Annotated in this window: 17 protein-coding genes; 5 read left to right on the forward strand and 12 right to left on the reverse strand. The window is 61.6% G+C overall.

The window, feature by feature from the left end; all coding sequences use genetic code 11:
• Positions 1 to 71 precede the first annotated feature (71 nt).
• The 10 genes from FSO04_RS37510 to FSO04_RS37555 all read right to left on the reverse strand — a co-directional run bounded on the left by FSO04_RS37510 (position 72) and on the right by FSO04_RS37555 (position 12,428).
• Positions 72 to 1,682, reverse strand: a complete 1,611-nt coding sequence (locus tag FSO04_RS37510; protein ID WP_154566527.1) for a PqiB family protein — start codon at positions 1,680 to 1,682, stop codon at positions 72 to 74.
• A complete protein-coding gene (locus tag FSO04_RS37515) occupies positions 1,675 to 2,973 on the reverse strand; it encodes a paraquat-inducible protein A (RefSeq protein WP_154566528.1) in 1,299 nt (432 codons plus the stop codon). Before FSO04_RS37515 ends, FSO04_RS37510 begins: the two co-directional genes overlap by 8 nt.
• Positions 2,970 to 4,520 carry an efflux transporter outer membrane subunit gene (locus FSO04_RS37520; RefSeq protein ID WP_154566529.1) on the reverse strand — a complete coding sequence of 517 codons (1,551 nt, stop codon included), beginning with the start codon at positions 4,518 to 4,520 and terminating at the stop codon, positions 2,970 to 2,972. The genes FSO04_RS37515 and FSO04_RS37520 overlap by 4 nt, the downstream gene beginning before the upstream one ends.
• Before the next feature lies 1 nt (position 4,521).
• Positions 4,522 to 7,770 carry an efflux RND transporter permease subunit gene (locus FSO04_RS37525; protein WP_154566530.1) on the reverse strand — a complete coding sequence of 1,083 codons (3,249 nt, stop codon included), beginning with the start codon at positions 7,768 to 7,770 and terminating at the stop codon, positions 4,522 to 4,524.
• Between the two features lie 12 nt (positions 7,771 to 7,782).
• The gene (locus FSO04_RS37530; protein ID WP_154566531.1) at positions 7,783 to 8,991 is read right to left on the reverse strand and encodes an efflux RND transporter periplasmic adaptor subunit; all 1,209 of its coding nucleotides are present in this window, start codon (positions 8,989 to 8,991) and stop codon (positions 7,783 to 7,785) included.
• 27 nt (positions 8,992 to 9,018) lie between these two features.
• Positions 9,019 to 9,492 (reverse strand): YMGG-like glycine zipper-containing protein, encoded by a 474-nt coding sequence (locus FSO04_RS37535; RefSeq protein WP_154566532.1) that lies wholly within the window; start codon positions 9,490 to 9,492, stop codon positions 9,019 to 9,021.
• Positions 9,493 to 9,687: 195 nt separating this feature from the next.
• Positions 9,688 to 10,245 (reverse strand): lipid-binding SYLF domain-containing protein, encoded by a 558-nt coding sequence (locus FSO04_RS37540; protein ID WP_154566533.1) that lies wholly within the window; start codon positions 10,243 to 10,245, stop codon positions 9,688 to 9,690.
• Positions 10,246 to 10,399: 154 nt separating this feature from the next.
• Positions 10,400 to 10,786, reverse strand: a complete 387-nt coding sequence (locus FSO04_RS37545; protein ID WP_154566534.1) for a response regulator transcription factor — start codon at positions 10,784 to 10,786, stop codon at positions 10,400 to 10,402.
• A gap of 160 nt (positions 10,787 to 10,946) precedes the next feature.
• Complete coding sequence (locus tag FSO04_RS48585; RefSeq protein WP_233468850.1) at positions 10,947 to 11,135, reverse strand: LuxR C-terminal-related transcriptional regulator; 189 nt, start codon at positions 11,133 to 11,135, stop codon at positions 10,947 to 10,949.
• A 192-nt stretch (positions 11,136 to 11,327) separates the two neighbouring features.
• Positions 11,328 to 12,428 carry a sensor histidine kinase gene (locus FSO04_RS37555; RefSeq protein WP_166618330.1) on the reverse strand — a complete coding sequence of 367 codons (1,101 nt, stop codon included), beginning with the start codon at positions 12,426 to 12,428 and terminating at the stop codon, positions 11,328 to 11,330.
• Between the two features lie 1,090 nt (positions 12,429 to 13,518).
• Between FSO04_RS37555 and FSO04_RS37560 the strand changes: the two genes are divergently transcribed.
• A complete protein-coding gene (locus tag FSO04_RS37560; RefSeq protein WP_154566536.1) occupies positions 13,519 to 14,661 on the forward strand; it encodes a patatin-like phospholipase family protein in 1,143 nt (380 codons plus the stop codon).
• A 39-nt stretch (positions 14,662 to 14,700) separates the two neighbouring features.
• A complete protein-coding gene (locus tag FSO04_RS37565) occupies positions 14,701 to 15,441 on the forward strand; it encodes an acetoacetate decarboxylase (RefSeq protein WP_154566537.1) in 741 nt (246 codons plus the stop codon).
• 118 nt (positions 15,442 to 15,559) lie between these two features.
• On the opposite strand, the gene FSO04_RS37570 is transcribed toward FSO04_RS37565, so the two are convergent.
• Positions 15,560 to 15,865 (reverse strand): hypothetical protein, encoded by a 306-nt coding sequence (locus FSO04_RS37570; protein ID WP_154566538.1) that lies wholly within the window; start codon positions 15,863 to 15,865, stop codon positions 15,560 to 15,562.
• Between the two features lie 292 nt (positions 15,866 to 16,157).
• On the opposite strand from FSO04_RS37570, the gene FSO04_RS37575 reads away from it, so the two are divergent.
• On the forward strand, positions 16,158 to 16,994 hold the full coding sequence (locus FSO04_RS37575) for a transporter (RefSeq protein ID WP_233465139.1): 837 nt from the start codon (positions 16,158 to 16,160) through the stop codon (positions 16,992 to 16,994).
• A gap of 50 nt (positions 16,995 to 17,044) precedes the next feature.
• Here the strand turns inward: FSO04_RS37575 and FSO04_RS37580 are convergent, their stop codons facing one another.
• Entirely contained in the window at positions 17,045 to 17,806 is a 762-nt protein-coding gene (locus FSO04_RS37580) for a bestrophin-like domain (protein ID WP_168435975.1), read from the reverse strand.
• A gap of 245 nt (positions 17,807 to 18,051) precedes the next feature.
• Between FSO04_RS37580 and FSO04_RS37585 the strand changes: the two genes are divergently transcribed.
• Complete coding sequence (locus FSO04_RS37585; RefSeq protein ID WP_154566541.1) at positions 18,052 to 20,577, forward strand: hypothetical protein; 2,526 nt, start codon at positions 18,052 to 18,054, stop codon at positions 20,575 to 20,577.
• Positions 20,549 to 24,001, forward strand: coding sequence for a mechanosensitive ion channel domain-containing protein (locus tag FSO04_RS37590; RefSeq protein WP_154566542.1), 3,453 nt, complete (start codon positions 20,549 to 20,551; stop codon positions 23,999 to 24,001). The genes FSO04_RS37585 and FSO04_RS37590 overlap by 29 nt, the downstream gene beginning before the upstream one ends.
• Position 24,002 lies beyond the last annotated feature (1 nt).

Below are 24,002 nucleotides of genomic sequence, written 5' to 3' on the forward strand. Positions count from 1 at the left end.
CATCGGCGACGACGCCCACCCGCACAGCGCGGCGAGCGCCACCGCCATGGAAATGGGTAAGGATCGGCGCATCATTTCTTATCCTCCAGCTTGCCGCGGATCAGCGCCTCTGGATGGCGTTCGAGATAGTCCGCGAGGGTACGGAAGGCCGCCGCAGTGCGCGCGAGTTCACGCATTGCATCGGTGGTGCCCTGCTGCAACTGCGAGTTCGGCTGCAACGCACCGTTCGCCGAGTCCAGCGCCGTCTGCGCGGCGGCGAGCGTGTCCCGAGCCTGCGGCATCACCTCGGTGCGCAGCTGTTTGAGAAGTGAATCCGCATCCGCCAGCGTCTTTTGCGCGTCCTTGCCGATCCCTTCGAACGGGATCTTGTTCAGCTTGGCCACCAGACTGGTGACCGAATCCTGCAGTGACTGCAGTCCGCCAGGCACGGTCGGCAGTTCCGGCGGGTTCGCGCTCCAGTTCACCTCGGCTTTGGGCGCAGCGGGGAAGAAATCGAGCGCAACATACAACTGTCCGGTCAACAGGTTGCCGGTTCGCAACTGCGCTCGCAGGCCCTGCGAGACCAGCCATTCCGCCATCCGGTGGGGATCCGATGAGAGCCGGCCTCCGGACCCGCCAGACTGGTAACGCGATGTGAACCGCTCCGGATAAAGGCGCACCTCGACCGGAATGCTGAACTGCTTCTTGGCTTGATCGAAACGCGTATAGATCGCGGCCACCTCGCCCACCACGATGCCGCGGAAATCGACCGGCGCACCGACCGTCAACCCGCGCACCGAGTCGTTGAAATTGAAGACATAGCTCTCGATGATGCGGTCATGGCGCTTCATCGCCTCCGCGCGATCGTGGAACAGCATAAATTCGGTACGAACGGCAGCCTCGGACTGACCGGTCGTCTCATCCGGCGTCTGGAACGCAAGGCCGCCGATCAGGATCGCGACCACAGATTGCGTGTTGACCTTGACGCCATCGGTACCCAGGGACACGTCGACGCCGCTTGCGTGCCAGAACCGCGTATCGTTCTTCACGTACTTGTCATAGGGCGCGTTGACGAAGACCCGCAGCGTGACACCCTTGCCGTCCGCGTCGAGTGAATACGAGGTGATCTGTCCCACCTGCAGGCGTCTGAAGAAGACCGGGGAGCCGATATCGAGCGAGCCCATATCCTCGCTCTTCAGCACGAACTCCCGCCCGGGCACGCCGCTGGCGAAAACCGGCGGCGTCTCGAGACCGACATAGTCGCGCCGCGACTTCGTTGAGGCACCCAGATCCATGCCAATAAAGGAACCGGACAGCAGCGTACCGATGCCTGACACGGTGCCCCCGGAAATCCGCGGGCGTACGACCCAGAAGCGCGTATCGTCGACCAGCATGTTTGACGCGTCCTTTACCAGTTCGGCGGTCGCGACAACGCTGCGGTGGTCTCTCGACAAAGTCACGCTCTTGACCACACCGACATCCACGTTCTTGAACTTGATTTTGGTCTTGCCCGCTTCGAGACCTTCGCCGGTCGTGAAGCTGATGGTGACCGTCGGCCCCTGTTCGAGGACCGCCTTAACCGCGAGCCAGCCGCCGATCAGCACCGCAATGATCGGCACCAGCCAGACGATCTGCATGCGCCAGCGCGAGCGCGGCGTTGCTACCGCTTCGGGAAGCTCTGGTGGCACGGGAGGTCTAGACATGATGATCCTCCATCGCGTCCCAGATCAGGCGCGGGTCGAACGACATGGCCGCGAACATTGTCAGCACGACTACCGAACCGAACGCGACCGCGGCCGGCCCGGCCTGAATCGTGGCCAGCGCGTTGAACTGCACGAGCGCGACCAGAATGGTGATGACGTAGATATCGAGCATCGACCAGCGGCCCACCAGCTCCACCAGCCGATAGATGCGGGTTCGTTGCTGCAGGAGCATGACCGAGCGTCGCTGCGTGGAGATTACGAGGTACATCAGCGCCAGTATCTTCAGCATCGGCACCGCGATGCTGGCGATGAAAACCACCGCGGCGAGCGGCCATGAACCCGAGGTCCAGAGATAGACCACGCCGCTCAGGATGGTGTCCTTCTCCGAGCCGAACAGCGAACTGGTGTTCATCACGGGCAGCGCATTCGCCGGGATATACAGCACGATGGCGGCAATCAGGAAGGCCCAGGTGCGCGCGATACTGTCGGGTTTGCGCGCATGCAGATGGGCGCCGCAGCGCGGACACGCGGCGCCGTGCACATGAGCCGTCGACTTCACCAGCAGGCCACAGCTATGGCAGCTCAGCAGGCCGCAACGCAGGGCGGTATGGGCTGACGCGGCAGCGTCCGCCTCTGTCTTCGAGGCCGCATCGTCGAAGCTGCCCATGCGCCGCCAGAGTGCATGTGGATCGAAGGCGGAGCCGGCCGCCGCCAGCAGCAGCATGAGCGCGCCGAACGACCAGAGCGCGACACCAGGCACGACGCTCGCAATGTGCGCGAGTTTCACGAGAGCCACCAGCATGCCGAGGATCAGCACCTCGGTCATGCCCCACGGCTGCGCGAGATGCATCAGGCGAAACACAAAGTCGGCGTGATACGGGCGGCGGTTCAGTTGCAACGGCACCAGCAGATACGCCATCGCAGTCATCTGCATCAACGGCATCAGGAAAGTGGTCGCTAGCACGAGACCCGCGATCGGCCACATGCCGTCTTTGTAGAGCACGCGAACCGCACCGAGCAACGTCGTCTCGACGAGATCGCCGTTCACCGCGAGTCCGACAATCGGATAGAGATTGCTGATGAAGAACAGCACGACGCAGGTCAGCGTGAAGGCCAGTGCCCGGTCGGTGCTGTCGGGATGCGCGCGATAGAGCTCCGCGTGGCAGCGGCAGCAGCGCAGTGTGCCGTCGGGCGGCACCGCGGATTCGCGCTGCAGCAGATCGCATTCGTGGCAGGCGACGAGAGGGATCGGACCGGCCTCGTTTGCCTCGTTTGTCGTTGCGGTGGTCATTTAGGCTGCTCCGCGCCGGGCGCCGTGGTTGTCGGAGTCGTCGACGGATTCGTTGATTGAGTCCCCGACTGATCGCCAGCCTGACTGGCCACCTGTGCCACCGCCTTCTGCCCCATCACTCGCCCCGTCATCGCCTCGGCCTGCACAACCCAGCCGCCGCCCATCGCCTTGTAGAGACCGATCAGCGAGTTGAACATCAGGCCATTGGTCTGCGTGTAGCCAAGCTGCGCGTTGAACAAACTGCGCTCGGCATCCAGCACCTCGATATAGCTCGTATAGCCGCCTTCGAAACGCAGCCTCGCGAGCCGCGCATACGTACGCAACGCCTCCACCTGGCGCGCCTGCACGACCAGTTGCTCGCGCGACTTCTGCAGCGCGATGAGCGCATCGTCGACTTCCTGGAACGCGGTCTGGATAGCCTGCTGATACTGGACCAGCGCCTGTTGCTGTTGCGCCTCTGCCTGGCTGACCTGCCCGCTGATGCTGCCCGCCGTAAAGATCGGCACCGTCAGCGAGCCGGCGTACGACCAGACGCGCGCGGGTCCGGTGAACAGTTTCGAGAACTCGATACTCGTGGAGCCGAACAGGCCCGTCAGCGAAATCTGCGGAAAATACAGCGCACGTGCGGCACCGATCAGGGCATTGGCGGCGACCAGGTTCTGCTCGGCCTGCAGCAGATCGGGACGGCGCTCGATCAGATCGGACGGCAGACCTGCCGGTACGGCGGGCAGCACCAGTTCGGTCAGTTCGCGTCCGCGCAGGATCGGGCCAGGGTTGCGACCGAGCAGGACCGATAAGGCGTCCTCCTGCTGCGCGATCTGCGTCTCGAGCTGCGGAATCGTGGCGAGCGATGCTTCATATTCGGACTGACTCTGCGCGAGCTCCATCTGCGAGACATCACCGCCGGAAAAACGCGCCTGGAATACTTTCACCGATCCGGCGCGGCTGTCCGTGGTCGCTCTCGCGATCGCCAGTTGCTGGTCAAGGTCGCGCAGATTGATGTAAGCGGTGGCCACCGAGGCGACCAGCGAAAGGATCGTTGCGCGGCGGCCCTCCTCGCTCGCCAGCAGGCTCGCGCGAGCCGATTCGGTCTCCCGCCGCACCCGCCCGAAGAAGTCGAGCTCCCAGCCCACCGTCAGCGGCGCCTGGAACTCGTTGAAGACGGGACTCACGCCCGCCGGCAGCGGCGTCGGTCCGCGCTGCGAGGCACGCTGACGGGAGGCGTCGAAACCGGCGTTGACCTGCGGAAACAGCGCCGAGCGCGTCGTCACGAACTGGCCGAGAAACTGGTCGACGCGAGCGGCGGCGATCTTGACGTCCTTATTGTCAGCGAGCGCGGCCAGAATCAGATCGTTCAGAACCGGGTCCTGAAACTGCTCCCACCACCGCGTATTGGCCACATCGACGGCTTCACTCGCTTCGAACCGGAAGTTCGCGGGCGTCGGCACGTTCGGGCGGACGTAGTCCGGGCCGAGCAGGCAACCGCCCAGCCCGATTGCCAGCAGCAAGGCGGGGAGCAAACGCAGCGGGAACGCAAAGCCTCGCATGTCAGTCGCCCTCACGTTGCGCGGAAGGCGTGACCGCAGGGCCGCCGGAGCCCGCAGGCTTTACCGGAACGGGATCGGGACCGGAACCGCCATCACCCGCCTGCCCGCCGCTCGCACCCGGCGTCTTCTTGCCGCCGCTCTTTTCCGACATGGTTTCGAGCACGTAGAAGAACATCGGAATGAAGAACACCGCGATCACCGTTGCGCCCAGCATGCCGCCGATTACGCCCGTGCCGATCGAATGCCGGCTGTTGGCCGACGCACCGAGCGCGATGGCCAGCGGCACGCAACCGAGAATGAACGCGAGCGAGGTCATCACGATCGGCCGCAGCCGCTCGGTTGCCGCCGTCACTGCGGCGTCGTACACCGACTCGCCTGCTTCGCGATTGAGTACCGCGAACTCGAAGATCAGAATCGCGTTCTTGGCGGCGAGCGCCACCAGCATGGTCAGGCCGATCTGGAAATACACGTCGTTTTCGAGGCCACGCAACAGAATCGCGAGCAGCGCCCCGAACAAGGCAAACGGCACCGCCAGCAGCACGCCGAACGGCAGGCTCCACTTCTCGTATTGCGCGGCGAGAATCAGGAACACCATCACGAGACCGAACACGAACACGAGTCCCGAGGTGCCGCCCGATTGCCGCGCTTCGTACGCCTCACCGCTCCAGCCCACGCCATAGCCTGCGGGCATCACCTGGTCAGCCACTTCCTCGAGCGCATTGATGACTTGCCCGGAGCTGTAGCCTGGTGCGCCATTCGCCGTAATCTTGACCGCCGGAAAATTGTTGAAACGCGTGATCAGATCGGGGCCGGTGACGTACTTCGAGTTCACCACCGCCTTCAGCGGCACCATGTTGTTGGTTTTGCTCCGTACGTAAAGCTGGTTCAGATCCTGCGGCGTGAGACGGTACTGCGGTTCGGCCTGCAGGATGACCTGCCACAACCGGCTCGAACGGTTGAACTGCGAGACGTAGAGGGAGCCGAACATCGTCTGCATCGCGCTATACACTTCTTCGATCGGCACGCCGAGCGTTTCCGACTTGTCGCGATCCACGTCCACCAGCAACTGTTGCGACGACGCATTGAACGTGGACGTGACACGCGCCAGTTCCGGCCGGCTTTTCGCCTTCGCAACGAAGTCGTCCACCACGCCGGCCAACTGCGACGTGGTCGCATCGCCCTTGCTCTGAATCCACATCTCGGTGCCGCCCGTCGTGCCGAGCCCCGGAATCGAGGGCGGATTGACCGGCAGGATGATCCCTTCCTTGACCTTGGAGAGATTCTCGTAGGCGTCGACCAACACCGCCTTCGCGTTCTGGGTCCTGATATTGGCGAACTTGTAGCGTTCATCGAAACTCTTGAAGCCGATGAAGAACGTGCTAGCGTTATTCTTGTTCTGGCTGTCGAGCAGGCTGTAGCCGTCGACGATCGTCACGCTGCCTACCGCAGGCTGTTTCATGAAGTAATCGGTCACGCGCCGCGACACGTCGCCGGTTCGATCGAGGCTCGCCGCGTCCGGCATGATGACCGCGCCGAGCAGATAGCCCTGATCTTCAGGCGGCAGGAACGAGGTCGGAATGGTGCGCATCATCACCACCGCCAGCGCGATCATGCCGACGAACAGCAACAGCGCGACCACGAAGCGTTTGATCACCAGTTTGACCACGGACGTGTAGCCGTGCGTCATCTTCGCGAAGTTCCTGTCGAACCACTTGAAGAAGCCTTTCTTCTCATGGTGGCCGGGCTTCAGCAGCAAGGCGGCCAGCGCCGGCGACAGCGTCAGTGCGACCACCCCGGAGAAAATGACCGAGATCGCAATGGTGATGGCGAACTGCTTGTACAACTGCCCCGTAATGCCGCCGAGAAAGGCCACCGGCACAAACACCGCACACAGCACGAGCACGATCGCGACCACTGGGCCGGCCACTTCGTCCATCGCGCGCCTCGCGGCCTCCTTCGGACTGAGTTTGTGCACGTTCATATTCCGCTCGACGTTCTCGATCACCACAATCGCGTCGTCCACCACGATGCCGATGGCCAGCACCATGCCGAATAGCGTCAGCATATTGATCGAGAAGCCGAGCGCGAGCATTCCCATGAACGTGCCCATGATCGACACCGGTACGGCCAGAACCGGAATCAGCGTCGCGCGCAGGCTTTGCAGGAAGACGAACACCACGATCACCACGAGTACGAGCGCTTCAAAAAACGTGTGCACGACATCGGAAATCGACGCGCGCGTGAAGTCGGTAGTGTCCAATGCGATGTCGTATTCGAGGCCTTCAGGAAAGGTCTTTTTCATTTCCTGGAGTGTCGCGTGGACCTGCTTCGAGACGTCGAGTGCGTTGGCGCCAGGTTGCTGATATACCGCGATGACGGTGGCCGGCTTGCCCTGAAAGCGGCTGCGGATCGAATAATCCTTCTGGCCCAGCGCGGCGCGGCCGATGTCCTTGAGACGCACAATCGCGGCATCGCCGTTGGCTGCCCTGATGATGATGTTGTCGAAGTCCTCGGGTTCACTCAGGCGACCTGTCGTGGTCACGGCGAACGACTGCTCGACCGGCGCGCCGGTCGGCGATTGGCCGAGACGGCCCACGGCGAACTGCTGGTTCTGGTTGGCGACCGCCCGCTGCACATCGCCCGCCGTGATACCCAGTTGTGCCATGCGGTCGGGCTTTAGCCAGATTCGCATCGCGTAATCGGGCGTACCGAAGATGGCCGACTGATTCGCACCGGGAATGCGCTTGAGCGCATCGAGCACGTAAATATTCGCGTAGTTGGCGATATACGTCGCGTCGTAGCGATCGCCCGGCGAATAGATGGCGATCACCATCATGAACGCCGACGATTTCTTCTGCACCTGAATGCCCTGTGACTGCACCGAAGAGGGCAATTGCGGCAACGCGAGGTTCACGCGGTTCTGCACGTCCACCTGCGCCAGCTCCGGATTGGTGCCGATCTGGAAGTACGCGTTGACAGTCAGATTGCCGGTAGATGAACTCGACGAGTTCATGTAAATCATGTTGTCCGCGCCGTTCACCTGCTGCTCGATCGGCGCGGCCACGTTGTTGGCCACCACGTCGGCATTCGCGCCGGGATAATTGGCGGAAATCGTGATCTGCGGTGGGGTGACATCCGGATACTGCGCGATCGGCAAGTTGAACATCGCCACCGCGCCGCCGAGCGTGATGACAATCGAAATCACCGACGCAAAAATCGGGCGGTCGATGCAGTAACGGGAGATGTTCATGTCGCGTGTCCCCTACTGCGCGGCGGTCGTGTCGGACGGATGTCCCGTCGAACTACTCCCCCCGCCTCCCGGCACGTTGGCCGCCGCATGCGCGGCCGGCGCCGCGACGATTTTCAGCGGCACATCGGCGGCCACACGGATTGCACCGTCCACCACCACCCGCTCACCCGGCTGCAACCCATCGGTGATGAACCAGTCGTCGCCATGCCATTCGCCCACTTCCACGACACGTTGATGGGCCTTGGAGTCGTTATCGACAACCCACACGAAGTGGCTTTTCGCTCCCTGCAAGACCGCACGTTGCGGCACCAGGATCGCCTTCGGCCGGGAAGCGCCGGACACGCGGGCCCGCACGAACTGGCCGGGACGCAACTGGCCTTTCTCATTTGCGAAAGACGCCCGCACGAGGAACGTGCCGGTCTCGGTGCTGAAGGCGGGATTGGCGAAACTGATATGACCGTGGTTAGGAAACTCGGTGCCGTCCGCCATGATCACCGTGACTTCAAAGTCGTCATTGGCCGGAAACCGCAAACGGCCTGCCGTGATCTCTTCGCGGAACTTCAACAACTCGTTTTCCGAAACGCTGAAGTTGACCCACATCGGATCGAGTTGATAGACATAGGTCAGCAAGCCCGAAGCCGAGGCGGTGACAAAGCTGCCGTCCTGTTGCCTCGCGAAACTGGACAAACCGGTGAGCGGCGACTTGATAGTCGTGTAGCTGAGATTCAACTGAGCGGTTTGGACCTGTCCTTGTGCTGCGATCACCGCAGCTTCCGCCTGCTTTTCATTGCCGGTCGCATCGTCGAGATCCTTCTGGCTCAACGCGTTTTGTGCGGCGAGCGGAATCACGCGCGCGAGATTCGCCTTTGCGACGGTTAGACGCGCCTGCTGCTGTGCGAGCTGGCCTCTAGCAGTTTGCAACGCCGCGTCAAAAGGCTTCGCGTCCATCTGGAAGAGGGTTTGTCCGGCGTGAACCAATTGCCCTTCGGTATAGAGACGCTTGTCGAGAAAACCGTCCACGCGCGCACGAATCTCGACTTCGCGTGAACTCTGGGTTTGTGCGGTGTATTCGAAATCGACGGGCGTGTCGCGCTGCGTCACCGGCATCACGGTGACCTCGATCGCGCCGGCGGCCGGCAGCGTAGCGGCTTTGTGGCAGGCGGCGCACAGCGCAAGCGCGGCGAGCCCGGCAATCGCGAGACCTAGGCGGTTCCTGCTCATGGCTGACTCTCCCGTCCCGATCGATGTCTACTGAACCGTGTAGCCGCGGCCGGTCATGCAAGCCGCCACTGCACGGTTGAAGGTCGCCATCTGCTGTGACGTCTGTTGCTGTCCCGCCTGCTGCTGCGCGGCCTCCGCCTGGTTGGCGCGGCGCTGGCGCATGCCGCCAGCCGCTGTTCCGGTGACCGCTCCGATCGCGGCGCCCTTACCGGCATTACCGGCGATTGCACCCACTGCCGCGCCCAGGGCGGCGCCGCCGGCTGCGCCCTTGACCGCTCCGCCTTGCTTTGGTGCAGCGCCCGGCTGTCCGGATTGCTGTGCAATCGCGACCGGATCGACGCCGGTCGTCTGCTTCGCCCATAGCTGACACTCGGCGGTATCCGTGTCTTGCTTCTGCGCGCTCTGCCCCTTGGCCGGATAGATGATGGGCTGCTGCGCGGCGGCCGCGAACGTCAGCACCCATACCACCAGACCAATTGCGAATCGCTGCATTCGTTGCATGGCGTGAGGCCCTCAATGTTCTGCGGTCGACCTGCTTACTGGCTACCGGCGGTCAATGTCCGCGCAACGCGCGAACGATTTCCCGGCTCTGCCGAGCAGGTTTCCCGATTGCGCGTCCGGCGCGGCGTGCATTACCGAGGTGATTCGGGTTAGAGCATCGGTGGCCATAACCGCACGGGAATATTGCGCACTTCACTATTCAAACTTAACAATTCTCTGCCCCTGAACGCCCAGACCAGCCATCAAACCCTGCTGGCCAAAAATGAACGCGTAGACATCTGATTTCATTGTCGTAGTTGTCATCGACCTCGCCATCCCTGCATCCACCACCACGACGCTCGGTCCCACACCAACGGACAATCCGGTGCCACTCGTAAGCTCAGTGATTGCCGAGTCGGTCATGAGAAACATCGCCTCCGAAAAGGTTTGTGCGCCTGCTTGCATCCCGTATGAGAGCCCGCGCACTCTGTAATACCCGAGGATCCTGCCATCCGGGCTAAACATCACGCCCTTTCCACCTTGCGCACCTACTAACAACCCAGCCTTGACGATGCTCGGAAACACGACGACGGCTTTAGCCTGGTATTGGAGATCCTTCGCCTTCGGAGTGCTGTCGAATAGTTGCTGCAGTGCCTCACGTGCTTGCGCGTCCATCTCGGGGTCCCCACCATTGGCAACAGTCGGGTTCGTCGAACACGCCACGGCGAACAGAAAGAGGGGGGCCGCGAGAATTAGTCGAAGGTACTTGATCATGATGCGTGCTCCATTCTGAAATTGACACCACGGTATGAAATGCGTTTCCGCCTCAAATTCTTCGCGGGCAACGTGAATAGTGGTGTTTGCGTCCCGTTAAAACAATTGGCCTTTGGTCCCATATCGCCTGAATACGCAAACGCATGGGCTTGCGCTACGGTGGCTGATCGCCTTCAAGGGCAGCGCGTACCGTCTTGACGAACAGTTCGTCGTTGAACGGCTTGCGCAAATAAGCGACCGCGCCGGCCGCGAGCGCGTGCTCGCGCACGCCGATATCGTCGTGGGCGGTGATGAAAATGACAGGTATGCCAGTGCCGGCCAGGCGCCGCTGGACTTCCAGCCCGTTCAACCCTGGCATCTGCACGTCGAGAATGACGCAGTCAGGGTGATATGACGGCATCGACGACAGGACCTCGAGGAACGCGTCGCCGCTTGCGAACGTTTCGGCGGCGATTCCGATTGAGCGCAACAGTCTCTTGATCGCTCGGCTCACCGATTCATCGTCATCGACGACAACAACGAATGGTTTGAGTTTTCCCATTGAACGTAGTCCGGTGTCCGGAAGTGCGCGCGCAAGTGCACTCCTCCATACGACAGACTACGAGTCAGGCAGGTTTGCCGCTATTGGACCTTGGTCCCGAGTAGGTGCTAGAGCGCGAAAAATCCGCCCGCACCGTCCGCCGTTCGCGCCGGAATGTGGCCTAGTGCGACGCGTGTGGTTCGGCGGCAGTGCCGAGGCCGGCCTTCTCGGCGACACGGACCAGTTCGGCCAGCGACGAGACTTCCATTTTCGCCATCACCCGCGCGCGATGAGCCTTGATCGTCTTTTCGACCGTGCCCAGTTCGCCGGCGACCTGCTTGTTCAGACGGCCACTCACGACGAGCGCCATCACTTGCCGCTCGCGAGGTGTCAGCCTTCCGACACGCAGGACGCCTTTCGGCGCGGATCCTGTCCAGGAATGCGCGGGCCGAACCGAATGTCTCTACCCGATAGCCAGCGAACTGGATCAGACGTGCCAACGTGCGGCACACTGAATCGTCGTCGACGACGAATACCAGCAGATCAGAATGTGTCATGGCCTTTATCGCGAGTCGTCGTGCGGCGTCGCAGCATTCGCGGGCAGCGTGACATAAAACGTCGCGCCTCGATCGGTGTTGTTCTCGGCCCAGAGTCGCCCGCGGTGCATGTCGATGATGGAGCGGCTGATCGACAATCCCAAACCGAGCCCCTGGGGTTTTGATGTGAAGAAGGGCTTGAATATCTTATCCAGCTTGTCCGCTGTCAGTCCCTGCCCGTTGTCGCGAACCGCAATGCACACCATGTCACTACCCTGAGGCTTGACCGTTACCACTACCATCCGGTCAACGGGCGGCACATCGTTCATCGCGTCGAATGCGTTGAGCAGAAGATTGAGCATGACCTGCTGCAATTGCACCCTGTCGCCGCGCACGGGCGGCAGTGTCTCGTCGATGTAGAGCATCAAACGCGTGCCTCGCACGATCGCGTCACTGTGCACCAGCAGAACCACGTCGCGGACCACCCCCGCGAGATTGAGCGGCGCGACTTCAAGATCGCCTTTCTTGACGATCGCGCGGATGCGCCGAATCACTTCGCTGGCGCGATAGTCATCCTGAACAATGTCATTGAGGATTTCCCGCAATTCCGCCAGATCGATGGAGTCGGCGGTCATGAAGCGTTGTGCGGCCTGCACATTGCTCAGAATCGCAGTGAGCGGCTGATTCAGCTCGTGGGCGAGCGAGGAGGCGAGTTGCCCCATGGTGGAGACGCGCGTCAGATGCGCGAGCTCCTGACGGTTGCGGTGCAGCTCATAGCGATCTGTCCTGTCGATGACAAAAGCGAGCGTCACGCAATCGTCGTCGAAGCGAAACGCATTCAACCCGATTTCCACGGGAAACACCACGCCGTCCTTGCGCCGTGCGGACAGTTCCTGCAAAGGCGCCGCGCCGCGCAGGTCGGGTAACGCGAACCGGTCCGTCCAGAAGGGTGCGTTGCTTTCGAAACGCAGGTCAGGCACCAGCAGCTCGACAGGTCTGTCGATCATTTCGCTGCATTCGTATCCAAACAGCTTCGCAGCCTGCGGATTGACCATGACCATGCGGCCACGCTCACCCAGCATCAGAATCGCAAACGGGAATAATACAAGCGCTTCGCGAAAACACATCTCGCCGCTCTTGCGTTCCGGAGCGGCTGCCTGGGCATGCGGTATGTCCGTCGATCGTCCGTCACTCGTACAAGCTTCCCGGCGAACCACCCTCGCGGAAGCAGCCGCGCCAGGTTCATCTGTAGATGGATGCCCTGCGCGCGGCCCACGTTGGCCGGCTTCCGTCACACCAGAAACTCCCGCGCCGCGAGATGCCTCCACACCGGTGCCGCCTGACGGACTTGTTTTCGCCAGCGAGCGGAAAGAGCCCGCCTGGACCACCGTTCTCGCAATGCGTGCAAACATCGCATCCAGGCTCAGCAGAACGCGCTCTGCGTGCGCAGAACTACCTGGCGGTTTAATACTGGCAATCGATGCCGCCCCCCCCTAGCGTCGCGCCAACACCACCAGCAACCACAGAATGAGGGTCGTTTCCAGCACGACAATCACGGGCATGACGATGCTCATCGCCAGACTCCATCTCAAAGGCTGGTACCGGGAGAAGTGCTGAAAGAATTCACTCTGGATTTCGACGAGATGCAATGCGCCATAATCCGGAAGCCGGTTGCCGCAACCAGATCTTGCGAAGTGGCCTGGGCATGCAGAATCATGATTCCCTCGTGACTGGGCGGCCCCGGCCTGCCTCACGGGCGGTCTGCCGGGTCGTCGCCATGACAGCGCATCATCCTTCTATTTATTCAGTGATTGACTAGCAGCAGAATCGGGCACCGCGCGCCCCTAAAAGGGTTCAGTTAGAACTTCCGCGGTCGGATAGAACAAAACGGTCAATTAATCCTAGTCTGCGGTCGGACAATAGTAAATAACGCACGGCACATTCATCTATGTTTTGACCTGAATGCCTGTGTTGTGGATGACTGCTGGATGGGACCAAAGTCCAATTGCCAGCACGCGGCAGTGTATGTAGTTTTAATGACGTAATAGCCGACTCGCTCAGGGATTCGCAGCCGACGCAATTCTTAAGGAATTCTCAATGTATCCGTAAAGCAACACCTGAATGAAACAGAACTTGCGAGAAAAATACCATGGGGGTGGTCGTAGCACGACGAAGCGGCAACGCTTGCGCAAACATTTCTTCACTTGTGGGGTAGTCATGGCAAAAGCACACCAGGCTGAACCATCAAATCCGACCACAAGCTGGGGCAAGTTCGACCATACCGTCATGGTCCTGCAGGGCGGTGGCGCCCTGGGGGCATACCAGGCCGGCGTTCATGCCGGCCTCGCCGAAGCGGGGGTTTCGCCCGACTGGATCGCTGGCGTGTCGATTGGCGCGATCAATGCCGCGCTGATCGCGGGCAACCCGCCTGAGCAGCGTGTCGCGCGACTGCGGCAGTTCTGGGAGCGCGTATCGGCGCATGCTCCATTTGTGCCACCCCTGTCGCTCGATCCAGTCCGCCCACTATTCAACTTCATGAGTGCGGCATCCTCAGTCGCTTTTGGTGTGCCGGGATTTTTTTCGCCGCGTCTACCGGCGCCTTTTGCTTCGCCTCAGGGAAACTTCGATGCGCTGAGCCTTTACGACACCGGCCCGCTCAAGGCGTCTCTTGAAGAACTGGTCGACTTCGATCTGATCAACCGGAAGGCGGTCCGCCTTTCGCTGGGCGCCGTCAACGTCAGCACCGGCAACTCGGTCTATTTTGACAATAACAAGACACAGATCGGTCCAGAGCATGTGATGGCAAGCGGAGCACTGCCTCCGGGTTTTCCCGCTGTTCATATAGACGGACAATGGTATTGGGACGGCGGTATCGCATGCAATTCGCCGCTTTGGTACGTGCTGGACGAGGACTACAGGATGAGCGCGTTGATCTTGCAGGTCGACGTATTCAGCGGCGCAGGCGAACTGCCGAAATCCATCAGGGAAGTGCAGGAGCGCATGAAGGACATCCAGTACTCGAGCAAGACACGCGTCAATACGGACCGAGTCAGCGAAATCGAAGAACTTCGCAACTCGCTGCACCGGCTGCTCGACAAGCTGCCACCCGAGCTTCGAACGGACCCCGACGTTCAGAAGCTTGACGCTATCAGCACGCGAGGCGCCGTCGCCCTTGTCCATTTCATCAACCGGCACAACACGCGTTCGTCAAGCTTTAAGGATTACGAATTCTCACGCGCGACCGTGATGGAATTGTGGGACTTTGGGTACAGCGACGCCCGCAGGGCGATCTCCAACCCGCAATGGCGCCATGCTACCGATCTGGGTAATGGCGTGCGCATCTACGACCTGACCAAGTAACACGTCGGGCTATCGCAGCCGACATAAGGAGCATGCAACATGACCGAAGCCGACGTAAAGGAGCGCGCGTTTGCCATGCCGCTCACCAGTCCGGCGTATCCGCCCGGCCCTTATCGATTTGTCGATCGCGAGTTCCTGATCATTACCTATCGGACCGATCCTGACGCCCTGGCCGAGGTCATTCCGGCTCCCCTCGAAATGACCGAGCCGCTCGTAAAATTCGAATTCATCCGGATGCCCGATTCAACGGGCTTTGGCGACTACACGGAAAGCGGCCAGGTGATTCCGGTCAGTTTTCGGGGCCAGCAAGGCAGCTACGTCCACGCCATGTTTCTCGACGACGAACCGCCGATCGCCGGCGGCCGCGAAATATGGGGATTCCCCAAGAAGCTCGCGTCACCTGAGTTGCGAGTCGAAAAGGACACCATTGGCGGCATCCTGAGATACGGCCCGGTGCCGATCGCACTTGCGACGATGGGTTACAAGCATCGCGCGCTACCGCACGACCAGATCCTCGCGTCGCTGTCCGCGCCCAATTTTCTGCTCAAGATCATTCCACACGTGGATGGCTCGCCACGCATCTGCGAACTGGTGCGCTATTTCTGCGAGGACATCACGGTGAAGGGAGCATGGGAAGGTCCTGCCGCGCTTGAACTGTTCAACCACGCACTCGCGCCCGTTGCGTCGCTGCCTGTCATTGAAGTGATATCCGGCGTGCACATCCTGTCAGACCTCACACTTGGCCTTGGCACCGTGGTGCACGACTACCTCGCCGAATAAAGGTCCGGATCGCCGAAAAGCCTACGATCTGTCGGCGGCCTGTTATCGACTGGATTAGCTGCGCGCGAGGAAAGCCACAGTAGCACCGCGCGCGCAAACGGCTACCAGCTTCATGCATTCAATTGCATCCCTGACTGTTGGCGCTCCGATAGCATGTCTTCCCACTCGGGCTCTTATACACGCCCTTCCCGTTCTTTGTCTTGGCCTCTCCGCCCTTGCTCGTCTGGGTCGTCGTGACGCCGTTCTGATTCTTTTGGGCCTTCCACGCGTTACCCGTATTCGGGTTATAGCCGCCGGCCGTCTGTCCGTTGCCGCAAGCGGTCTCGCCGCGCGCGTTAGTGGCGCACTCCGCGAACGCACTCGAAGACAGCACGGCGCACGCCAACGTAAGCAGAACCGCGAATGTGCGTATAGAACTTGTCATGACTCTCTCCCAGGAACGACGCGATCGGACTGGCGCATCTTCCAGATTAGTCGCATGCGGTCGAATGCACATTGGACCTTGGTCCTATTGCGAGCAGCGATGATCCAGCCTTCTCATACACCAATCAGAGACGAACGTCACGACAATGCCGAAACCATCGATCGACTCGAATCACACAGTCACATCGGGTTGCAAGGCTGAGATCCGTTCGGCAACGCGCGCTGCGCGGCGCTTTCGGCCGGCGCGTGTCGGTGTTGCTTTGCTCTGGTCCGCGTTGGCAAGTGCCCAGGAAATGGAACCACGCGCCTATTCGGCTGCGCCTGTCGGCACGAATTTCGTGGTGTTCGACTATGCACGATCGAGCGGCGGCTTCTCGGTCGACCCTTCGTTGCCGATTGCCAATGTGCAAGCCAAAATCAACACGTATGCATTCGGCTATTCGCACAGCTTCGGCGTCGCTGGTCATACCGCAAGCGTTGCGGTGTCCGTCCCGTACGCCAGCGCGAATGTGACTGGCGACGTCGAAGGTATGCCGGAGCATGCCTATCGATCCGGGCTGGGCGACGTGCGGTTCAGGGTCGCCGTGAATCTGCTGGGCGATCCGGCGCTCACACCGGAGGAATTCGCGCGGCGCAAACCCTCCACTGTTCTCGGTGTCAGTGTGAGCGTCGTGGCACCGACAGGCCAGTACGTGCCGTCCCGCCTGATCAACGTGGGGTCGAACCGATGGTCGTTCAAACCAGAAATCGGATTGTCCCAGCCGATTGGCAACTGGTTCGTGGAGGGCGCAGCGGGCGCGTGGTTCTTCACAGACAACAACGATTTTTTCGGCGGACGCAGGCGCAGCCAGGATCCGATACCCGAATTCCAGTTGCATGGCGGCTACACCTGGCGCCCCGGGCTTTGGCTCGCCGCGGACGCGACGTATTTCACGGGCGGCCGGACAAGCGTGAACGGCGCCCAGGATCAGGACCTCCAGCGCAGTGTGCGCTACGGCGTCACGCTGTCGGTGCCGCTTACCGAAAAGTGGTCCGCAAAGCTCGCGTGGTCGCGTGGGCTGATAACACGCGTCGGCGGCAATTTCCAGACCGTCTCGGCCGCGCTCCAATACCGCTGGTTCAATCGCTGATCGTGCCTGAGTGCGGGACTAGCAGAGCCAACGCCCGCGCGATCGAGCGGCTACTGGCCAAGAATGGCGAGCGCTGCGCGCATGGGCTCAGGCGAGATTCTGACTATCCCATTGAGAGGCGTGTTCATTTCCAAAATCATAAAGATCGCGCCGGCAGTCGACAGTGCACACATGGCTAGCGCTGTCATGGTCGTACCGTTGCGAGGCGCGAACAAACCAAACGTGCCGAAGAGAATGGCTAGCCAGGACACCAGAACCACCAGCAGCGGCACGGGGATCGAGCCCTTCTGCTGGAGTAGCGCCAGCCAGCGCGCGGCAAACACTTCATCGACGATCTGGAGGGCGTGTGCCTGCAATTGACTTTGCACGGCGTTGTGCGGCGAGAGTTCCTCCACCTTGCGCTGGAAGTCCTCTCCCCTTTCCACTGCCTCGGGCCCGCTCATTCCCGCCAACTGCGACGGATCGCCGGAAGCGAGCACCTGGATCGACACGGCAGTGATACGTTTAAGCAAGCCGCGAATCTCCTGCGTTTCCGGTCCATATCGGGCCAGGACGCGATCAAGGCGCACGATGTCAACGGCACTATGTACAACTTCGCTATTTGTCGTGTCGAACGAGGCTTTCGCCGACGAGATCAGCAGGCCAAGCACTAACGCGGCCATGGTAGCGACCAGCCCGGTCGCCAGTTTGACAACACTGATCGATTCATCGCTAAGGTGGTGTTGCGGCAGCACGACGCGCAGATACGAACCCAGCAGCGCGCTGCCGACAACGCATACGAACACAATCAACGCAACGGCGAGGTGGTTCACCCTGCAATCCTCCGATTCTGGTATTACGCTCACTGTTGCGCATCTTGCTCGCTGCGCGGCTGCATGCAATTGGACCAAGGTCCAATTGCATGCGCGCTGTAGTGAACCTATCTTTTTAGCTGCACCACTGGCGGCAACAGCGACCCGGCCGCCAGCATCCGTACCCCGTGTCTGCTCATTCGCCTTCCGTCCCTGGCACGGGTCGCGCTGCGGAAGTGCCGTGAGGCGGACAGGAGCAAAGCATCGTGACTTCCAGACTGCCCATCCGAATGTTGGCGCTGGCACTCGCGTTGTCGGCCATGCAGCCGATCCGCGCCGCGACACAAGACCCTGGTTGGCCGCGTGAAATGGTCCAGGAGGACGCGACCCTCACCTATTACCAGCCACAGATCGACGACTGGAAAGACTTCAAGGAACTGACCGGTCGAATGGCGATTATGATCACCCCGCGCGGCGGCAAACCACAGGTGGGCGTGATCACGTTGCAAATGCACACTGACGTGGATATCGACAGCCGCAACGTACTTCTAAGCAGTCCGCAAATTACCGGTACCGCTTTCCCCGGTGCGGACCAGGCAACGAGCCAGAAGCTGGATCAAGCAGTGCGAAAATTTCTCAATCCGCAGGCGTCGTTAACCTTGTCGATGGATCGGCTGGTGGCGAGCATCGACAAAAAACAGGCAGCACCCGTCGTAGCCATCAAGAGCGATCCACCGAGCATCTTTGTCAGTTTCGGGCCGGCGGTCCTGCTGTTTGTGGATGGCGACCCGGTGCCCGCGCCGATCCAGAATTCAGATGTCTCATTCGTCGTCAACGCCAGTTGGCCGCTGTTCGTCGACAATGCCGCCCACCAGTACTACCTGTTCACCGGTCAGTCGTGGATGACGTCGACCGACCTGAAAACCGGCTGGGCGGAAACGAAGACGCTCCCAGCCAAGATGACGAAGATTCCCGCCGACCCCACCTGGACGGACCTGAAACCCTTCATTCCGCCGTCTGCGAAGAACCCGGCGAAGCCACCGGCAGTCTTCTTCAGCAGTACGCCGGCCGAGCTGATCGTGTTCGACGGCCAACCGGTTTACACCGCAATCCCCGGCACAGGACTGGTGTTTGCGAAGAATACCGATAGCGATGTGTTCGTCTACACGCCGACCAAGACCTACTATTATCTGACGGCAGGCCGCTGGTTTTCGTCGCCCAACCCCAGTGGGCCATGGACGTTCGCAACGAACCAGCTACCGGCCGATTTCGCCAACATTCCTCGCGACAGCCCTGCCTCGCGAGTCCTCGCTTCCGTGCCGGGCACGCCGGAGGCCAAGGACGCGGTGCTGCTCGCACAGATTCCGACGACGGTTGAAGTCAACCCTGCTGCGGCAGCGGCTGAGATCAAGGTCGCATACAGCGGCGAGCCGAATTTTGCACCGATCGAAGGCACCCCACTCGCCTACGCAACCAACACGCCCGACAAGATCATCAAGGTGCAGAATCACTATTACCTCTGTTCGCGGGGTGTATGGTTCGATTCGCCGTCGCCGGCCGGACCCTGGCAGACCAGCAGTTCAGTGCCTCAGGTGATCTATACGATCCCGCCGGCCTCGCCCGTTTATAACGTCACTTACGTGACACAACAGGTCGTACCGGGCGGGTCTATCCAGGCTAGTTATACCGCTGGATATCTCGGCATGTTTATCGCAGGCGCCGCCGTCGGCGCGATCGTTGCACAAGGCAACGGCTACTACTATCCGCCCTATGTCCGCGTGGGCTACGGGCCGTATCCGGTCTACTATCCTCGGCCGGCGCCGTATGGATATCCGACCTACAACCCCTATACAGGCGCGCGCGGCGTACGCGGCAGTGCCTACGGCCCGGCGGGTAGCGCGCAGTGGGGCGCCTCGTACAATCCCTATACCGGTACATACGCGCGCGGCGCCACGGCTTCCGGGAAGTACGGCAGCGCGAGTGTCGCGCAGGCCTATAACCCCTACACCGGCGCTTATGCCGCTACCCGTCAGGGATCGAACGCGTACGGCCAGTGGGGAAGCTCTGTCGTGACGAAGGGGAACCAGTGGGCGGCGACGCAGCACACCACCACAGCGAAGGGCACGGTCGGGACTTATCAGAATTCGGCAGGCGGCAAGGCGGTTGCTGGAAGCACGGCCAACGGCCGTGCCGTAGCCGGTAAGACCGCAAATGGCGACCTTTACGCCGGGCGTGATGGCAATGTGTACAAGAACACCGGTGGGAGCTGGCAGAAGTACGATAACGGTTCCTGGTCCAATGTGAACAAACCCAGCCCGCAGTCGTCGCCGCAAAAAGCGCAAGCCGCGCAGTCCCAGCGCATGCCCCCCGCGACGAATACCGGCGCGACTCAGCAAAACGCGCAGAACTATCAGCAGCAGCGCTCCGCAGCGGCTCAGTCCGGTAAGGCCGGAACCACTCAGCGAAGCGCCCAGAGCTATCAGCAGCAACGCCCCGCGGGAACCCAGCCGGCGAATCCCCGGATCACTCAGCAAAGCGCCCAGAACTTTCAGCAGCAGCGCGGCACGCCAGCACCGCCGAGCAGGGCCGCTGCCCAGCCTCAAAATGCTGCGGGTGGAATCAACCGGACCAGCGCACAGCCCTCCTTTGGAGAGCTGAACAACGACATGCAGAATCGTCAGAGAGGTGCGACCCAGAGTCAACGCTACGCGCAATCGGGAGGCGGTTTCGACCGGAGGGCCAACGGCGCGGGCGGCGCAAGGGGTGGCGGTGGTGGTTTCCGTCGACAGTAGTCCGGACAAAATCCGTCTGGTTCGTCCCCTGACCATCGCGCGGCCTTTGCTGGTCGGAGCAGCCATGACGGTTGTAGTCGCGCTGGCGGAACCTCCCGTTGTTCGTTCGAACACTGACCTGACCGTCGAACAGGTGCGGCGCACGGCCCGGGAAGCAGAGATCCGCAAGGACATCGATGTGCCCACCAAGGCACGCATCGCGGAACTATCCCGCGCAACGCTCGCGGATATGGAGCGTGTTCCCGAACTGCGTGCCCAGGCGGAGACCTATCGTCAGTTAATGCGCGATGCGCCGGACCAGATTCGTGACCTGGAGCGGACACTGGAAAAACTGCGCGCTGAATCAGACCAGGCGATTGCCGGCCCTTCGAGTGCCGGCAGCACACTCAACGAACTGGAGCAGGCGCGGGTCCTGGCCGAAACTCGCCAGGCCGCAGCGCGCGCCGAACTCGCGATGCTCGACCTCGAAATCGAACGTGTCGACACGGAGCCCGCGGAGCTGCGCAACACGCAGCGCGAGGCGCAAGCCGGTCTGGAGCGGTTGCGCGAAGAGATCCAGACGGCCTCAGGTGCATCACGTCAGACGTTGCTCACAATGACGGAGATACAGTCCAGGCGGGCTGCGCTGCTGGTTCGTGAAGCTCAGGCTGACGCCTTGCGCAGCCGCATCGATGCGCAACCTCTATTGGCCCGTTTGACGCAACTGCGGCGGGAAGTGATTCGGACGCAATTGCAGCGCGACGATGCTGACCTGAAGCGGCTGGTGGCACTCGTCGATCAGCGTCGAGTTGATGACGCCCGGCGAGCCGAGGAGGATGCCTCCGAGCGTCAACGACAGTTGGTGGACCGCAGTCCCACCTTGAATCGGTTGGCGGCGGCCAATGTCCAAAGCTCCGCGCAGCTTGCCGAGACGGCGAAAGAAATCGAGTCGCTGCGGCAGGCTCGCGATCGACGCACGGCGGAGGCGGAACAGCTGGCGGTTGATTTTCAGCGCGCGCGCCTCGGCCTCGCGCGCAGCAAGCTCACGGAATCACTGGCCCGGGTGCTCGCGGAGCGCGCTGCCGCGCTGCCTGAAGCGGAACAGTTCCGTCGCGCGCGCGGCGAACGGGCGCGCGCCGCTGAGTCAATCGCTGCGGCTGCGTTCCAGGTCGAGCGCGAACAACGTCGCCTCGCGAACCCGGACGAGGAGCTCGACGCCGTCATGCGCAAAGAGGCTGCGCGCACGCGCCCGGCAGAACTGGCGGCCGTGCGCGGCGAAGCGATAGTGCTGATCGCGGATCGCAGGGAACTGCTCGATCGGCTTTCGACTTCGCAGCGAACCTACCTGAACACACTGGATGAACTCGTCGCCGCCGAGGACCAGCTCCTGAGCATCGCGCAAGACTATCGCAGCCTGATCGACAAGGCGCTGTTCTGGGTGCCTGTGGCTCCCCTGTCCGAACGGTCCTTCAGCGATTTGCCGCAGACGCTGTTGTGGCTAGCCTCGCCAACGGGCTGGCGCGAGGTGGGTGAAACCATCGAGGACCAGGCGAAGCAACGCTTGCTGCAGGTGCTTGTCCTGTTTGGCGCCGTGTTCGCCATCCTGGCGGCGCGCAAGCGTCTGCTTGCGCGTCTGCGGCACCTGTCTGAGCGCAAGGGAGCAGAGGGCGACCCCGACGTCACCGCCACAGTACAGGCCCTTGGCACAACCCTGCTCGTCGTCGCGCCGCTGCCGCTGGCGATCTGGACGGTCGGCAACCTGATCGTCGCCTCGTCGACGGCTTCAGAATTTGCCAATGCTGTCGGCGAGGGGCTCGACCCAACGGCGTGGGGGGTACTCATAGGGCTGTTCTTCTCAAGGCTGTTTCGTCCTGATGGCATTGCCCAACTGCATTTCGGACTCGAGGCGCAATCCGTGCGCGCGTTGCGCCGCGCGTCACGCGTGTTCACGTTCCTCGTGGTGCCGCTAGGCTTCGTCAACCGAGCCGCATCCCAGTATGACGATCTCATCGTACGGGCCTCACTGGGGCGCCTAACCCATATGCTGGCGCTCATCGTGTTCGCAGGAGTAATCGGCGTGACCTTTCGGCCGGGTGGCCCGGTTCTCTCGCGGTATTTCGGTGCAGGCGCGGAGGACCGGAATGTGGTCATGAAATATGCTGCCTACGTGTTCGCCTGTGTGGTGCCGCTGTCCCTTGCGGTACTGTCAGCGGCTGGCTTTTACAACGCTGCGCAGGTCTTCGGTCGGCTCACGCTGATCAGTGGCCTCGCTGCGGCAGCGATCGCGCTGTTCCATACTCTGACGGCGCGCTGGTTGCGCGACCGGCGCAACCAGCTTGAGCGCGCGCGGACACAGGGCATGGATCGGGAGGCAGACGTCCTCATCGACGGGGCGCGCAAGAACCTGGACCGCCCCGACCTGGCCTCGATCGGAGCCCAGGCGACGCGGTTGTTGCGTGCGTTGTCCGCGATACTTCTGGTGGTTGCCGTGCTGGTGGTCTGGCACGGAGCATTGCCGGGTCTGAGCCTGCTAAACGAGATTTCTCTCTGGACCTATGCCGATGTCGAGGAGGGGCAAACGGTGGAGCGCACCGTCACCCTCGGGGGCTTGATGCTCGCCCTGACGATTGGATTTATCGCAGTCGTTGCGGTCAAAAACATCGGCGGCTTCCTTGATATCGCGTTCCCAGATCGGGCACGGCTCTCGGGCGGCAGCCGCTATGCCATCAGAACCGTGGCCCGCTACGTCATTGTGGGTGGAGCGGTGATGACGGTGTTTAGTGTGCTGGGCGGCAACTGGTCCCGGATTCAATGGCTGGTCGCGGCCATGGGCGTAGGCCTCGGCTTCGGCCTGCAGGAAATCTTCGCAAATTTCGTCTCCGGTTTGATCATATTGTTCGAGCGGCCGATCCGCGTCGGCGATACCGTGACCGTCGCAGACGTGACCGGCGTCGTGACCCGTGTGCAGGCGCGTGCCACGACAGTGACCGACTTCGATCGCAAGGAAGTGGTGATACCGAACAAGACCGTGATCACGGAGCGAGTCACCAACTGGACGCTGAGCGATCACATTACGCGGGTCGTGCTGAAGGTCGGCGTCGCCTATGGATCCGACACCGCGGCTACGTGCGAATCGATCCTGAAAGCCGTGCTCTCCGTGCCCTCTGTCCTGACGAATCCCGCCCCCAGCGTATTCTTCCTCGCTTTCGGTGACAGTTCACTCGATTTTGAGGCGCGTTTCTTTGTCGAGGGCGTGAATCAACGGATTCCCGCCACCCACGATGTGCTCACGGCGATCGAACGTGAGTTGCGGCAGGCGGGAGTTGAAATTCCGTTCCCGCAGCGCGATGTGCATCTCAAGTCCGCAATCCCGGCGCTGCCGGCGCACGACGCGGTACCGCGCACGGAGGACGGAACTGCAGCGGATGCTACAGCCTCTCGCTAAT

Origin of the sequence: Paraburkholderia madseniana (assembly GCF_009690905.1) — a bacterium.
GTDB classification, from domain to species: domain Bacteria; phylum Pseudomonadota; class Gammaproteobacteria; order Burkholderiales; family Burkholderiaceae; genus Paraburkholderia; species Paraburkholderia madseniana.